The organism is Flavobacterium anhuiense, from assembly GCF_001705175.1.
Lineage (GTDB): Bacteria > Bacteroidota > Bacteroidia > Flavobacteriales > Flavobacteriaceae > Flavobacterium > Flavobacterium anhuiense.
The window spans coordinates 2,037,222-2,053,798 of record NZ_CP016907.1; the positions used below are offsets into that span (position 1 = coordinate 2,037,222).

A 16,577-nucleotide genomic window follows, 5' to 3' on the forward strand; every position below is an offset into this window, starting at 1 on the left:
ACATCTTATGATAGTCTTGTAATTTTAGCCTAATTCTTACAATATTAACTTTAATTGCATAGTTTTGATTAGAACTTTATTCTATTGCCTAATCTTCTTTTTATTATTACCCTTTTCAGGCATTCTCGCACAGCAGGGAAAAGTTGACCATTCATTTAATGTATTTGATGACGGACAGTATGGAGATGGTTTCGATGGGACTGTCCGAGCTCTTCTTTTACAAAGGGATGGCAATTTAATTGTTGGCGGAGATTACCTGAGTTTGAATGGATCCCCCATTTCTTATCTTACTCGTTTAAATCCCAACGGTTCAATCGACGAAAGTTTTAATACAGGAACGGGTTTTAATGGCAAAATCTATGCTTCCTATTTGCAGTCAGATGGTAAAATTATTTTGGGAGGAAGTTTCACAGCCTACAACGGAATTAGTGCTGGAAGACTGATTCGCTTAAACTCTGACGGATCTTATGATCCCACTTTTAATACTTCGATAGGAGCGACAACAGGAATTGTTTATGATATAGCGATGCAGTCCGATGGGAAAATAATAATTGTTGGAAGTTTTACAAAATATGCGAATAGTACAGTAAATCGAGTGGCTCGTTTGTTTCCCAACGGAACACTTGATTCTTCTCTTTTGACTGGCTCTGGCTCAACATTAAATATAACTCATGTTAAGATTACAACTGATGAAAGAATAATTCTTACTGGAAATTTTATCACATTTAATGGAACTCCAGCAAACAGAATTGTACGTTTAAATAGTAACGGAAGTTTCGATTCCACTTTTAATTGCGGGACTGGCTTCAACGATGATGTTAATGCGATTGCACTGCAAACGGATGGTAAAATGGTTATAGGAGGCAATTTTACCGTTTTTAACGATATTGTGGCCAATCGTTTTATTCATTTGAATGCTGACGGAACAAAAGATGAAAGTTTTCAAGTTGGCTTAGGTTTCAGCAAAGAAGGAGTTCAGACAATTAAAATTGATTCGAATGGAGATTTAATGATAGGAGGCTCTTTTACTGGCTTTTATAATGGCTCCGAAGTTAATAGAGTAGTTTTTCTTAATTCAGACGGAACCTTAAAAACTAATTTTGATATTGGTTCAGGACCAGCCTCCGCTTCTGTTTTAAGCTTAGAGTGCGATGAAGAAGGTTCTTGGTTTATAGGAGGCTCTTTTTCTGTTTTTAACGGACAAAATCAAGGTAGGTTAGCTAAAATTAATAGTGATGGAGAACACGATATTGCATATTTGTCTTCAGGTATTGGCTTCGATAATTCTGTCTTGAACATTTTGCCACTTCCAAATCAGAAAATAATCGTTGGAGGTAATTTTAATAAATTTAACGGAACAGCGGTTTCAAAGATAACTTGCCTTTTAGAAGATGGTTCTATCGATACCTCTTTTAATACAGGAAAAACTGGAGCAAACTACTTGGTAAAAACAACAGTGTTGCAAGCTGATGGGAAAATAGTGATTGGTGGTAATTTCACCAAATACAATGATATACTTACTAATAGGATTATTAGAATTTTATCAAATGGAGAAACTGATAATTCATTTAACATTGGAGAAGGTTTTAATGGACAGGTATACGCACTTGCTGTTCAGACCGACCAAAAAATTATCGTTGCAGGAGCATTTACCAAATACAATGGATCGACTTTAAACAATAGTCGTGTTGTGAGACTTCTTCCAGATGGAACAAAAGATAATAATTTTAATATTGGCTTGGGAGCCGATGGCACTATTGAAGCAATAGTAGTACAATCCGATGGAAAAATTCTTTTAGGCGGGCACTTTAAGACATTTAATGCCCAGCCTTTTTCCGGTATAGTTCGTTTAAATCCTGACGGAAGTATTGACTCCAGTTTTAATATTCGAAACGGATTTGATAAATATGTCTATGCAATGGCACTCCAATCAAATCAAAAGATTATTGTTGGCGGCTCTTTTTTAAACTTTGATGGAATTTCTCAAAAGAGAATAGTTAGGTTAAATACCGATGGGAGTCTTGATGTGACGTTTGAATCTGGAACAGGTTTTAGTAAAGGAGATATTCGTTCTATTTTAGTGCAACCAGATGACCGGATTTTGATTGGAGGTGCTTTTTCAGGAACATATAAAAATGTGGTATCTTCCAGACTTATTAGATTAATGCCATCAGGCGTTATCGATAATTCCTTTACTGCGACTCTAAATAATACTCTTTTTGATATGAAATTTACTGAGGATTATAAATTGCTTGTTGGAGGTAATTTTAATTCTGTTTCTGGTATTTCTAAGCATAGAATTGCACGTTTAAAACTTTGCGTAAATACCACAGTTTGGAATGGAATATCATGGTCAAATGGTCCTCCTTCAGCGGGAAAAGATGTGTATTTTAAAGAAAATTTTCCACAATTAAGCACCACTACAATTTGTGGTTGCAATATCGATCAAGGTAAGACTGTCACCTTGTTGGCAAATAATACTCTTACAATAGATTTTGCGTATACTGGTTCTGGAACTTTGGTCTTAAAAGATGCAGCAAGTTTATATCAATCAGATGACGATATAGTAAATACTGGGATTATTCATTTAATAAGAAAAACAAAACCAGTAATTCGCTATGATATGACCTATTGGTCTTCACCCGTTGATAGGCAGACAATGAAAGATTTTTCGCCCAACACTCTTGCAGATAAATATTACTGGCATGATCCAATTTCTCGTTGGATTATAAATTACAATGGAACAATGACCATGGTCCCTGGGCAAGGTTATTGTATCAGAGCTCCACAAAATTATTCTATTACGGAGCGGCAGGTATTTGAAGGAACTTTTAAAGGTATTCCGAATAATGGTAAAATAGACGCGGAATTTAAAGTAGTAGATGGTTTTTATCTAATCGGAAACCCGTATCCCTCTGCAATAAGCGCAGATCTTTTTATAAAAGCAAATGCTTCAAAAATATATGGAGCTCTTTATTTTTGGACACATAGTACACCTCCTTCTGACGGTAAGTATTCGGCAGATGATTGCGTTGTGTATAATCTTTTAGGTGGCGTTGGAATAAGTTCTTCTTTAAATTCGGAAAACTATACCACAACTCCAGACGGAACAATAGCTTCAGGACAGGGCTTTTTTGTGCAAAGTAAAGAAGAAGGTTTTATTGAATTTAATAATAGTATGCGGATTAAAGCTCGTAACAGTTCATTTTTTAGACCTAGTATTAGTTCTAAAGCAGAAACAGAAAATGAAAAGCTTCGATTTTGGCTGAATCTTTATAATGAAAAAAATGCCTTAAAACAAATTTTATTGGGTTACGCCCGAGAAGCTTCGAATGCGATAGATTATTATGATGCCGTATCTTTCGGTTCAAATCAAGAAATTGACTTTTATAGCACTTTAGAAGATAAAAAACTAGTAATTCAAGGAAAAGCAATGCCATGGATAGAGAGTGACTCTTTTAATTTGGGATATAAAACAACCGTTAAAACTACGCTAAAATTGGAGATTGATCATCAGGATGCATTATTTAATGAAATTGATATTTTATTAGTAGATAAAAGCTTAAATAAATTTCATAATCTTTCTGAAGGACCATATCAATTTGATTCGGAAGCAGGAACTTTTAACAATCGATTTTCAATAGTTTATTCTAACAAAGCTTTAGGAAATGGAACTTTCAAGGACGATTCTAAAAGTACTTTCATATATGTCAAAAACCAAATCATAAATATTGAGTCATTTAATGAAAACATTAAAAAGATCACAATATTCGACATTTCTGGAAATGAATTGTACAAAAAAGATAAGCTTGAAACTAAAAAGGTATCTGTTCAAAATTTGCTTTCCCCTCATCAAATTTTATTAGTAAAAGTTAATTTCCAAAATGGCAAATCAACTTCAAAAAAAGTTATTTTTTAAAAATTAGAAAAAAGGTTTTTTCTTGAATTGAGCTTAAGTTATTGATTGTTAGTGATTTATTTATTGATTTAACAATTTTTTATTGTTTTATATCTTTTTTGATTTCTGAGTGTTAAAATTTGAGTTTAATATTATCAGATTAATTTTTCTGTAAACAAAATCGTACCTTGTAATAAGGTTTTGTCGATTAAATGCATATTAAATCGATAAAATACTTTTTATAAGCCTTGCCATTAAATTTGCTTGTTCAAAATACAGCTTCAACGACTTTCTTTTATCCGCCTTAAGTTTATTGTAAAAGAGTATTACTTTACTACTTGATTTTACAATTAATCTTGTTTTGAGTTTGAATTTATTTTTCAATTACTAAAATACCACAAGATGAAAAAAGATTTACTTTCTACGCTGAGTTCTTTCAGTTTTTTTACATTAGATTATCTTCACAAAAAATTAAAGTTTCTTCCAATTTTAATTCTAACAATTTTTTATAGCTCTTTTTTAGAAGCACAAACCAGAACCCATACATTTACCGCAAGCGGTACTTTACTTCTTCCTGCGGGTATGGATGTTGTTACCGTTGAAGCATGGGGTGCCGGAGGTGCTGGAGGTGGCGCACAGGTTACACCGCTAGTAGGACGAAGTGGCGGTGGTGGTGGCGGTGGTGCATACGCAAGAGGAACTCTCAATACAACAACGGTATCAAGTTTAAATGTTGTCGTTGGAGCAACTGCTACAGGAGGGGCTGGTAATGGTGCTGCTGGAGGGTCAACCTATATAAATGGATTTACAGCTTTTTTAAATGCTCCTGGAGGGCAGGGAGGAAATGGGAATACGACTACGACTTCTACTCCAACTGGTGGAAATGGTGGTGTTGGAGCCATTGGAAATCTAGCAACAGCAGTTGGAACAAATGGGACAGCAGGATCTAGTGCAGCATTAAGCGCACTTCTTTCTTCTGGTGGTGGTGGAAATGCAGGTGGTTATGGTACAGTCACTGGAGCTGGTGCTGGAGGAGCGGCTTTTAATTCTGTGATATTGACAGATCGTGTTGGAAATAATGGTACGACCAATGGAGGCGGAGGTGGGGGGGCAATGAGTTCTAATAACCCAGCTAATGGAGGAAGTGGTGCAAGAGGGCAGGCTACCATTACTTATACTTGTAAAACATATAGTTTCACTGGAATATCGGCTCCAAATATTTGCACAGGAACCACTACAGATGTACTGCTAACAGGTACAGCAGCAAGTCTGCCAACGGGTACTTATACCGTAACTTATAATGTAAGCCGACCAAATAATGTAGGACAAACAGCAACGATGACTGTGACAACTGCAGGATCTGGAAGTTTTACTGCGGCAGGGCTGATTGGCACAGGAAATAGTACTATTACAGTTACTTCTTTAGCTTCAGCAGACTGTACTTCATCTATAAGTGGAAGTAATGCTGTGACTATAATAGTTAGCGCTCCACCAACAATAACCTTAGGATCAGCTGTTGCAGTATGTGCCAGTGCCAGTGCGCAAAATACAACATTACCCTATACAGCAACTACAAACTCACCAACAAATTATAGTATTACTTGGAACGCAAGCCCTACAAATAGTTTCTTGCCAGTTACGAATGCGACTTTACCAGCAAGTCCAATAACTATTGCTGTTCCTGCTGGAACTGCTGCGGGAACATATACAGGATCATTAATAGTTAATAATGGAACTTGCGTATCAACCGCAACTAATTTTACAGTAACGGTAAATGCAATACCAACGATTACATTAGGAGCGGCCACAGCGGTATGTACAAGTTCAAGCGCACAGAATACTCCATTGCCTTATACTGCGACAACAAATTCGCCAACTACATACAGTGTTACTTGGAATGCCAGTCCAACGAATACTTTTGCAGCAGTTACAAATGCATCTCTGCCTGCAAGCCCGATTAGTATTGCAATACCAGCTAATACAGCTGCTGGAACATATACGGGGACATTAACGGTAAGAAATGCTGCAGGATGTACCTCTACAGCAAGTAATTTTACGGTTACAGTAAGCGGACCTCCAACTATTACATTAACCGGGACAACGCCAGTCTGTTTTAATGCATCAGCCCAAACTACCAATCTGAATTATACTGCGACAACAAACTCTCCCAATACGTATAGCATCACTTGGAATGCCAGTCCAACGAATAGTTTTGCAGCAGTTACAAATGCCACGTTAACCGCTAGTCCAATCAGTATTGCAGTTCCTGCCGGAACTGCTGCTGGAACATATACGGGAACTATTACTGTGAAAAATTCAGCAGGATGTACTTCTACGGGAACTAATTTTACAGTCACCGTAAATCCATTGCCGACAATATCATTAAGCGCCACTACGCCAGTGTGTATAAGTTCGAGCGCACAGAGTACAACATTGCCTTATACGGCAGTTACAAATGCACCAACTAATTATAGCATCACTTGGAATGCGAGTCCAACAAATACTTTTACAGCAGTTTCAAATGCATCTCTTCCAGCAAGTCCAATCAATATTCCAATACCTGCCAATACAGCAGCAGGAACGTATACAGGAACATTAACGGTAAGCAATGCAAACGGGTGCGTATCGACGGCAACTAATTTTACAGTAACGGTAAACGCATTGCCAACGATTACATTAGGAGCAACCACAGCGGTATGTACAAGTTCAAGCGCACAGAATACTCCATTGCCTTATACAGCGGTTACAAATTCGCCAACTACATACAGTATTATTTGGAATGCCAGTCCAACGAATGCTTTTGTCGCAGTTACAAATGCATCTCTGCCTGCAAGCCCGATTAGTATTGCAATACCTGCTAATACAGCTGCTGGAACATATACGGGGACATTAACGGTAAGAAATGCAAATGGATGTGTATCGACAGCAAGTAATTTTACGGTTACAGTAAGCGGACCTCCAACTATTACATTAACCGGGACAACGCCAGTCTGTTTTAGTGCATCAGCCCAAACTACCAATCTGAATTATACTGCGACAACAAACTCTCCCAATACCTATAGCATCACTTGGAATTCCAGTCCAACGAATAGTTTTGCAGCAGTTACAAATGCCACGTTAACCGCTAGTCCAATCAGTATTGCAGTTCCTGCCGGAACTGCTGCTGGAACATATACGGGAACTATTACTGTGAAAAATTCAGCAGGATGTACTTCTACGGGAACTAATTTTACAGTCACCGTAAATCCATTGCCGACAATATCATTAAGCGCCACTACGGCAGTATGTATAAGTTCGAGCGCACAGAGTACAACATTGCCTTATACGGCAGTTACAAATGCACCAACTAACTATAGCATCACTTGGAATGCGAGTCCAACAAATACTTTTACAGCAGTTTCAAATGCATCTCTTCCAGCAAGTCCAATCAATATTCCCATACCTGCCAATACAGCAGCAGGAATGTATACAGGAACATTAACGGTAAGCAATGCAAACGGGTGCGTATCGACGGCAACTAATTTTACAGTAACGGTAAACGCATTGCCAACGATTACATTAGGTGCAACTACCGCGGTATGTACAAATTCTGTTGCACAGAGTACGACATTGCCTTATACAGCGGTTACGAATTCGCCGACAAATTACAGCATCATTTGGAATTCGAGCCCAACTAATACTTTTGCGCCAGTTACAAATGCAAGCTTGCCAACAAGCCCAATTAACATTCCAATACCTGCAAACACAGCGCCAGGGGCATATACAGGAACAATAACGGTAAGTAATACAAATGGATGCATATCAACGGCAACCAATTTTACCGTTATCGTCAATCCATTGCCAGCAATAACATTGGGAGCCACGACCGCGGTATGTGCAAGTTCCAATCCACAGAGTACGACACTGCCATACAGTGCTTCCACAAACTCGCCAACAAATTACAGCATCACTTGGAATGCCAGTCCGACAAATACTTTTGCACCAGTTACAAATTCAAGCTTGCCTGCAGGTCCTATTACGATTCCAATACCTGCCAATACAGCAGCAGGAATTTATACAGGGACATTAACGGTAAGCAATGCAAATGGGTGTGTGTCTACAGCAGCTAATTTTACGGTTACTGTAAACGCGGTGCCAACTATCACACTTGGCACAGCAACACCGGTTTGCTTCAATGCTTCAGCTCAAACGGCAAACTTGAGTTATACCGCGACAACAAATTCACCAACGAATTATAGCATCACTTGGAATGCCAGTCCGACAAACAGTTTCTTAGCAGTTACAAATGCGACGTTAACAACTAGTCCGATTAGTATTGCTGTTCCTGCAGGAACTGCCGCAGGAACTTATACAGGAACATTGACGGTAAGCAATGCGAGTGGATGCGTATCAACGGCGAATAATTTTACAGTTACTGTGAATCCTTTGCCAACTATAACATTAGGAGCTACTGCATCAGTATGTGAAAGTTCAGTTACACAGAGTACGGCATTGCCGTATATAGCAGTTACGAATTCGCCAACAACTTACAGCATCACTTGGAATGCCAGTCCGACAAATAGTTTTGCGACAGTTACTGATGAAGCTTTAACAGCGAGTCCAATTAGTATTGCAATTCCAGCTGGAACAGCTCCTGGAACTTATACAGGAACGTTAACCGTAATGAATGCAAATGGCTGTTTGTCTGTAGATAATGTTTTTACAGTAACTATCAATGAGATTCCAACAATTACAACACCTGGAAATTTGATTTCAATTTGTCAAGATGCATCTGCACAAATTGCTTCTTTACCTTATTCTGCTACAACCGGTTCGCCAATAAACTATTCTATAGATTGGGTAACATTAAATGATCAAGCAACGACCACTTTTTCTTTTGATTCAGGAGGAGGAAATATTGATAATATTAATGTTCCAGCTGGAACAGCTGCAGGAACTTATACTGGTGTAATGACAATTTCCACATCAAATGGATGTTTGACAACACAAGCAATTTCTTTGACCATTAATACGCTTCCAACCATTAGTACAGCAGGGGCCTTTGCTTCGGTTTGTCAAAGCCCGTCAGAGCAGACGACTACATTAGCTTATAATGCTACAACTGGATCTCCAACTAGTTATGCGATTGACTGGATTACTTTAACAGACCAAGGTGCTACGCCATTTCCTTTTAGTTCTGGATCTGGAAATATTATAAATGTGATTGTACCTGCAAATACCGCTTCGGGGACTTATAACGGTATAATGACTATTACAACTTCAAACGGATGTTCAGCAACTCAAAGCGTTTCTTTAGTTGTAAACCCACTTCCGATTGCGCCTACAGCTTCAGTGACTCAATTCCCAACTTGTATAAATAATACAGGTGTTATTACAGTCACATCACCTGCATCTGGAACGGGATACACTTACAGTATTGATGGAATAGATTTTAGCAATACTTCTGGGGTATTTACAGGACTTTCTTCTGGAGGGTATAATGTACAAGTACGAAATAATGCATCAGGTTGTGAATCAGAAGCAACACCAATCATGATAAATGCTTTTGTCACTAAAGCGTGGAATGGAAGTGTTGATGCCAATTGGGGAAATCCAGCAAACTGGACACCAGCAGGCGTTCCTATTGCTTCTGATTGTGTAGATATTCCAGACGTAGGAGTTGATCCAATTATTTCGGGAACTAATGCCAGCTTTTTTGTCAGCAGATTAACGGTTCAGAACAATGGATCTCTTATTGTGCAGGGTACAAATACAATCACTGTAACAAATGAAGTCAGTGTACTTGGTAATGGAATTTTAACTTTTGAAAACAATTCAAGTTTAGTTCAAATTAACGATATAGATAATACAGGAAATATTGTCTATAAAAGAAATACAACGCCAGTAAGACGTTACGATGTTACGTATTGGTCTTCACCGGTAACTCGTGTGCCAGCTTTTACATTGCATGATTTATCGCCAAATACACTTTGGGATAAATATCATAAATTCAATTCTGCGACGGAAAAATGGATACTAATTAGTAATGGAGCAGAAGAAATGGTGAAAGGAAACGGCTACAGTATTAGATCTCCTCAATTTTATGATTTGAATTCGACTCAAATTTTCGGTGGACAATTTGTGGGGACGCCAAATAACGGAACGATTATTGGTCCGCCAGTTACAGCTGAAAAATTAGTTTTGCTAGGGAATCCATATCCTTCAGCAATTTATGCGGATCAATTTATTCATGATAATGCAGATCGCCTTTACGGCACATTGTATTTTTGGACACATAATAGTCCTCCTACTTTAATTCCAGGCACTAATACCTATACTTATACGGGTAGTGATTTTGCTTATTATAATTTATCGGGACTCACAGAGATAGGAACAATGGAGGGAACTGGAGCAACGTCTCCAGGAAATCAAAGCGAACCAGCAGGATATATTGCTGCAGGACAAGGTTTTTTTGCTAAATCCAGAACAGGACAGAATCCTGTATATACAAACTCAATGAGAGTGGCTAGTAATAATAGCCAGTTTTTTAAATCTGCAAATACAGCTCTAATTGAAAAACATCGTGTATGGTTAAATTTTACAAATACAGAAGGAGCTTTTAAACAATTACTAATCGGATATGTAACGGGAGCAACAAATTCTTTTGATTATAATTATGATGCAGTCACACTGAATGCAAATCCTTATGTTGATTTTTATAGCATTAATGAAGGGAAAAAATTGGTTATTCAAGGAAGAGCGTTGCCTTTTGTTGTGAGCGATACAATCCCTTTAGGGTATAAGTCCACTATTCCAGAAGGTAATTTTACAATTGCTATAGATCATACAGATGGAAATTTAAGTAATCAGAATATTTATCTGCAAGACAATGTAACAAATACGATTCATAATCTTAAAACAGGAGGCTATACGTTTAGGTCAGCACCGGGAACTTTTCTGAATCGTTTTGTTTTACGTTATACAAATAGTGATGATGATAAAGCACTTGGAAATGAGGATTTTGAAAATCAAAACCAAAAAATTGTTGTTTCTGTTAAGGATAAAAACATCAAACTGCAATCTATTTCTGAACAGGAAAATCTTCAAGAAGTCTCTATTTATGATGTAGGCGGTAAATTGTTATATCATAAAAAGGAAATTGGAAATAAAGATTGGATTATAAATAATTTTCAATCAGGACCGCAAATTCTATTGGTTAAGATAACTTTAGAAAATGGAAAAACAGCGTCAAGAAAAATAGTATTCAGATAAATAAAAAGCGGTTGAGTCTTTAAATTCTCAACCGCTTTTTTATTAAAGGGTACGCTGTAAATTCTGATGCGTGTCTTTAAGAGCCCTTTCGTTTTTATAGTCAATCCATTTTTGACCTTGAATTTTTCGCATCATAATATCAAAGTGACGCATAATAAAAACATTATAAGCCGCTTTGGATAAATTGACAATGTTTTTTGGAAAGGAGCGAAGGCTCATCGAAAATCCTGGCGTTAGATATTTCATATAGTGCCAATATCCTTCAGGCATATAGAGCATCTCGCCATGTTTAAGATTTGTGATATAACCTTCAACATTTTTAAGCGCTGGAAATTTTTCGTAATCCGGATTATCAAAGTCAATGTCTTCTCTTGAAATTAACGCATGAGGCACTTTATACATAAATTTCGATTGGCTTGGAGCAAAAATCATACATTGCTTTTCCCCGTGAAAATGGAAATGAAGGATGTTTGAATAGTCAATATCATAATGCATAAAAACTCTCGAATTTTCGCCTCCGAAAAATAGCATCGGCATTTGCTTCACTAATTTTAAGCCTATATCAGGCCATAAGAAGTCGTTTTTTAATGAAGGAACTTCTTTCATTAGATTGTAAAGAAAAATACGGTAATTAGTAGGCTTTTCTTCCAATAAGTCGATATAATCACTCATTTTCATTGTAGTATGCGCTTCATTAAAACCATCTTCGTGATTTACAGGTCTGTCATCATACAAAGGAACAACGGAATCTCCTGCGATTTCTTTAATATAAGATAATCTCCATTTGTTATAAGCTGGCCAATCTTCGGTCAATTCTTCGATAACAACAGGAATTTGTTTTTTTACATATTGGGAAACAAAATCTTCTTTTGAGATTTTTTTAACCCTTTCAATTTGTTTTAACTTCATTTTTCAAATAAAAAAATTGCTTATAACTCTCTGCTATAAGCAATTTAAAAATATTTCTTGAGATTTAAGATCTCTTTTGGCTAAATTTTTTGATTTGATCGATACACAAAAAGTGCATTTAAAAAGGTATGCCGTTAAATTTGGTTGCAACAAATTAAAAATTAATCTGCTGCGTATTTGTTATTCCAATACAGCATCATCATTAAAGTTACTATTACAGAAGAAGCGATTCCTTCAAATAATAAGCAGATGCAGTAAGTTGGCACTGATGGATTTCCTCCGAACATAAATGTCTCAGATAAAGTTCTGACGTAGGCATCTCCACCTCGGGCGTAACTATAAACCAATAAGCCAAAAATACTTAGTGCGACACCAACTACAGAAGTCGCCATCGCAGAAACAGCATTAGAAACAAAGTTGGTTTCCCCTTCATGAAGATTCATCTGCATTGTCCTGTTAACACCGTAGAATATAAAGAAAACGTTAAGTGTTCTCAAATAAAACAAATCTGCTAAACCTAGTACATTCATTAATAAAAAATAAATGCCAATTCCGAGGAAAATCAAAAACCCGTTGGTAATTTCTTTAGGTAATTTCATAGTGGTTATTTTTTAGAAGTTAATAGTAAATATTTGAAAAACAGTGTTCTATCAAATTTACTAAAAAAATAACTACGATGATTTAAAAACGGTAAAAACTATGCAGTCTGATCCTTTAATGAAGAGTTTATAAAAGCCAGAGAATTGATTTTATCTTGATCAAGTTGCGCTTTCAAGGCATCTACTGAGCTAAATTTTTGCTCTTCGCGAATATAATGCAATAAAGAAACCTCAATGTTCTGATCGTAAATGTCTTTGTCAAAGTTAAACAAATGAACTTCAATAGTCTGTTTTTCGCCATTGACCGTCGGATTAAAACCAATATTCATCATGCCGAAAACAGTTTCATTGTTTACAACAGCTCTCACAACATAAACACCAATTTTTGGTATTAGTTTATAATCTTCTTCAATATGGATATTTGCAGTAGGAAAACCAATGGTACGTCCAAGCTGTTTTCCTTTTACAATGGTTCCGTTCAAGAAATAGCTATAACCTAAATATTCATTGGCCAAAGCCATGTTGCCTTCATTTAAAGCTTTTCTGATTTTGGTTGAACTAACTGAAACATCTTGAATTTCTTCAGCCGAAATTTGCTCTACCTCAAATCCATATTCGATTCCAAAAGCAATTAAATCGTCAATATTTGCTGTTCTATTGCGGCCAAAACGATGATCATGTCCAATAATAATTTTTTGAATCTGAAATTTCTCTACTAAAATGGTACGAACGAATTCCTCAGCGGTTAATCTTGAAAAACTTTCGTTAAAAGGATGAACAACTAGATTTTCTATTCCAGTTGCTTCCAAAAGTTTTATTTTTTCATCAATGGTATTAAGTAATCTTATTTCAGACTTTTCCTGAAGAACCATTCGCGGGTGCGGAAAAAAGGTCAGAACTAGGCTTTCATATTTTCCATTTTCAGTATTCTGAGTAATTCGTTCCAGAATTTTTTTATGACCAATATGCACGCCATCAAAGGTACCAAGAGTTAAAATTGTTTTCTTGGTTGACTGAAAATCGTTTATAGAATGAAAGAGCTTCAAAACAAATTATTTAAGATGCTGCAAATTTATACTATTCTCTTTTAAATTTAATACAATGCCAAATCGATTTTTAACAGATAATATATCTTTTTGTAAAATATGCCGACTCGTCGATTAAAAACAATAATTGTCGTGTAGATAATATAATTTCAAATTAATTAAAGTAATTTTGATTATTATATTTTAATAGTATGAAAAAACAACTACTTTGTATACTTTTAATTTTCTGTTCTGTAGCAATTAAAGCACAAGACGTTTTATGGCAGAAAGTAACTAATTCATCGCTTTCACGAAGAGCTGATGGCACAAGTTCCAATAAATTATACTATAAATTAAATACAAGTCTTCTCAGCTCAAAGTTAGCTTCGGCATCCAATAAAACAGCAAAAAACACAACGTCAGAAATCACTATTCCGAATACTGATGGCATTTTGGAACGTTTTTCTATTTGGGAATCTTCTAATTTTGATCCCGAATTACAAGCAAAATATCCAGAAATCAGATCTTATGAAGGTCGAGGAATAGATGATAAAAATGCTAAAATACATTTTAGTGTTGCTCCAATTGGCGTACAGACCATGGTTTTTAGAACAGCAAAACCAACTGAATATATTGAGCAAAACCCAGAAAATAAATCTGAATATGTTTTGTTTAAATCGACAGACAACGCAACATCAAAAATGTTGTTGGACTGTAAAACAACCAATCTTGTTTCTGTCAATAAAACGGCAACAACCGCAAAAACAGCTTCTAATGCCAAACAATTTAAAACACTTCGATTGGCATTATCTTGTACAGGGGAATACACAGCTTATTTTGGCGGAACAAAAGCAGGAGCTTTAGCCGGAATGAATGCCACTTTAACTAGAGTAAATGGTATTTTTAATCGAGATCTTGCTGTACAATTAATTTTAATTGCAAACAATGATGCTGTTATTTATACAAATGCTTCTACAGATCCTTACTCGATTGCATCGGTAGGTGCAGCAGATGGTGGGCCTTGGGCTAAGGAAGTGCAGACCACATTAACCAATGTTATAGGTGAGGCCAATTATGACATAGGTCATTTGTTTGGAGCTTCTGGCGGAGGAGGAAATGCGGGTTGTATAGGTTGTATATGTGATAGTCCAACTCCAAGCCAACCAATAGGAAAAGGTAGTGCGTTTACATCTCCAGCAGATGCAAAACCGCAAGGTGATAATTTTGATATAGATTTTGTGGCACACGAAATGGGACATCAGCTTGGAGGCACACATACTTTTTCTTTCCAAAATGAAGGTTATGGAGCATGTTATGAACCTGGAAGCGGTTCAACTATTATGGGATATGCAGGTGTAACACAAGGTTATAATATACAAGATCATTCAGATGATTATTTTTCTTACGCCAGTATTAGTCAAATACAGAATAATCTAGCAGGAAAAACTTGTCCCGTGTCTATACCTATAGCTGATAATAATCCGCCTGTAATAAATGCAGGATTAGATTATACGATTCCAATCAATACGCCATTTATTTTAACAGGAACAGGTTCAGATCCTGAAGGAAATTCAATAACGTATACATGGGAGCAATTTGATAGTGCAACAACAGCTTTTGCTGGTAATAGTTTTGCCTCTGCAACAAAACCAGATGGACCAATGTTTAGGTCTTTTTCTCCGACAGCATCACCAGTTCGCTACATGCCAGCTTTAAGTTCTGTATTAAATAATCAGTTAACGACAACTTGGGAGTCTGTTTCTTCTATTGCAAAGACAATGAATTTTACTTTGACAGGAAGAGACAATGCGGCAGCAGGAAAAGGACAGACAAATACAGATGCAATGGTTGTGACTGTCAGTGCAGCGGCTGGACCATTTGCAGTAACTTCACAAGCTGATGATAATCTCGGGTGGGCAAAAGGGTCTGCACAAACAATTAATTGGAGTGTAAATAACACTAATACACTACCAGGTTCGTCAAATGTAAATATCAAATTATCAGTAGATGGCGGATTAACATTTCCAATAATCTTAGCTACTAATACTCCAAATGATGGTTCTGAAACGATATTGGTTCCAGAAATTGACGCTTCTACAAATTGCAGACTTTTGGTAGAGCCAGTTGGCAATATTTATTATGCTATAAATTCCAAACCATTTGCTTTAGGATATAAGGTTTCGACCTCTTGCGCGTCATATAATTTTGGTGGTGGTTATTCAACAGGCGATAATGTAAATGTGAATAAAACAGTTTCTGTGCCTACTTCATCTGGAACTATTTCAGATGTCAATGTTTCAGTAAATGTAACGCATGCGAGATTTTCAGATTTGACTATGCAAATCATAAGCCCGAGCGGCACAGTGGTGACTTTGTTTAATAAAAACTGCGGAAGTACAAATTCAACTTTTGCTTTGCAGTTTGATGATAGCGGAGCTGCTTTGAACTGTAATACAACTACTAGCCAGATTGTGATCCCTTCAACTGCTCTAAGTGCTTTTAATGGGGAAAATCCACAAGGAAATTGGACTTTTAGAGTTCTTGATGATACTGTGGGAGCTCTTGGAACAATAAATTCTGCGTCAGTAAATATCTGTTCTAAAACCTATACATTAGGAAATGACGATTTTGAGAATGCTGATTTCGTTGCATACCCAAATCCAAACAAAGGAACTTTTACAGTGCAATTTGATAGAGATTCGGTGAGCGAGATTAAAGTTTACGTAAATGATATTAATGGAAAATATGTTTACAATAGAACTTTCCAAGGTTCAGGATATTTTATTCAAGATATTCAGTTGCCAGATGTGCCTTCAGGTCTTTATTTTGTAACAGTTACTGATGGTAACAGAAAAGAAGTAAAAAAAATATTGGTGAATTAATTTTTGAGTTTTA

6 protein-coding genes are annotated in these 16,577 nt (G+C 36.5%); 3 read left to right on the forward strand and 3 right to left on the reverse strand.

Annotated features, from left to right (window positions below; translation table 11 throughout):
* The first annotated feature begins 64 nt into the window (after window positions 1-64).
* Together BB050_RS08695 and BB050_RS08700 are read left to right on the forward strand one after the other, a co-directional pair.
* The gene (locus BB050_RS08695) at window positions 65-3,919 is read left to right on the forward strand and encodes a T9SS sorting signal type C domain-containing protein (RefSeq protein ID WP_066033305.1); all 3,855 of its coding nucleotides are present in this window, start codon (window positions 65-67) and stop codon (window positions 3,917-3,919) included.
* Between the two features lie 381 nt (window positions 3,920-4,300).
* A complete protein-coding gene (locus tag BB050_RS08700; RefSeq protein WP_066033306.1) occupies window positions 4,301-11,149 on the forward strand; it encodes a T9SS sorting signal type C domain-containing protein in 6,849 nt (2,282 codons plus the stop codon).
* A 42-nt stretch (window positions 11,150-11,191) separates the two neighbouring features.
* On the opposite strand, the gene BB050_RS08705 is transcribed toward BB050_RS08700, so the two are convergent.
* From BB050_RS08705 to BB050_RS08715, 3 genes are all read right to left on the reverse strand, one after another.
* Window positions 11,192-12,058, reverse strand: coding sequence for a cupin-like domain-containing protein (locus BB050_RS08705; RefSeq protein WP_008465452.1), 867 nt, complete (start codon window positions 12,056-12,058; stop codon window positions 11,192-11,194).
* A 161-nt stretch (window positions 12,059-12,219) separates the two neighbouring features.
* The gene (locus BB050_RS08710; protein ID WP_008465451.1) at window positions 12,220-12,657 is read right to left on the reverse strand and encodes a hypothetical protein; all 438 of its coding nucleotides are present in this window, start codon (window positions 12,655-12,657) and stop codon (window positions 12,220-12,222) included.
* 98 nt (window positions 12,658-12,755) lie between these two features.
* Entirely contained in the window at window positions 12,756-13,703 is a 948-nt protein-coding gene (locus BB050_RS08715; RefSeq protein ID WP_066033307.1) for a bifunctional riboflavin kinase/FAD synthetase, read from the reverse strand.
* Between the two features lie 191 nt (window positions 13,704-13,894).
* Between BB050_RS08715 and BB050_RS08720 the strand changes: the two genes are divergently transcribed.
* Window positions 13,895-16,564: a zinc-dependent metalloprotease gene (locus tag BB050_RS08720; protein ID WP_066033308.1), complete on the forward strand. Its 2,670-nt coding sequence runs from the start codon at window positions 13,895-13,897 to the stop codon at window positions 16,562-16,564.
* The last annotated feature ends 13 nt before the right edge of the window (window positions 16,565-16,577 follow it).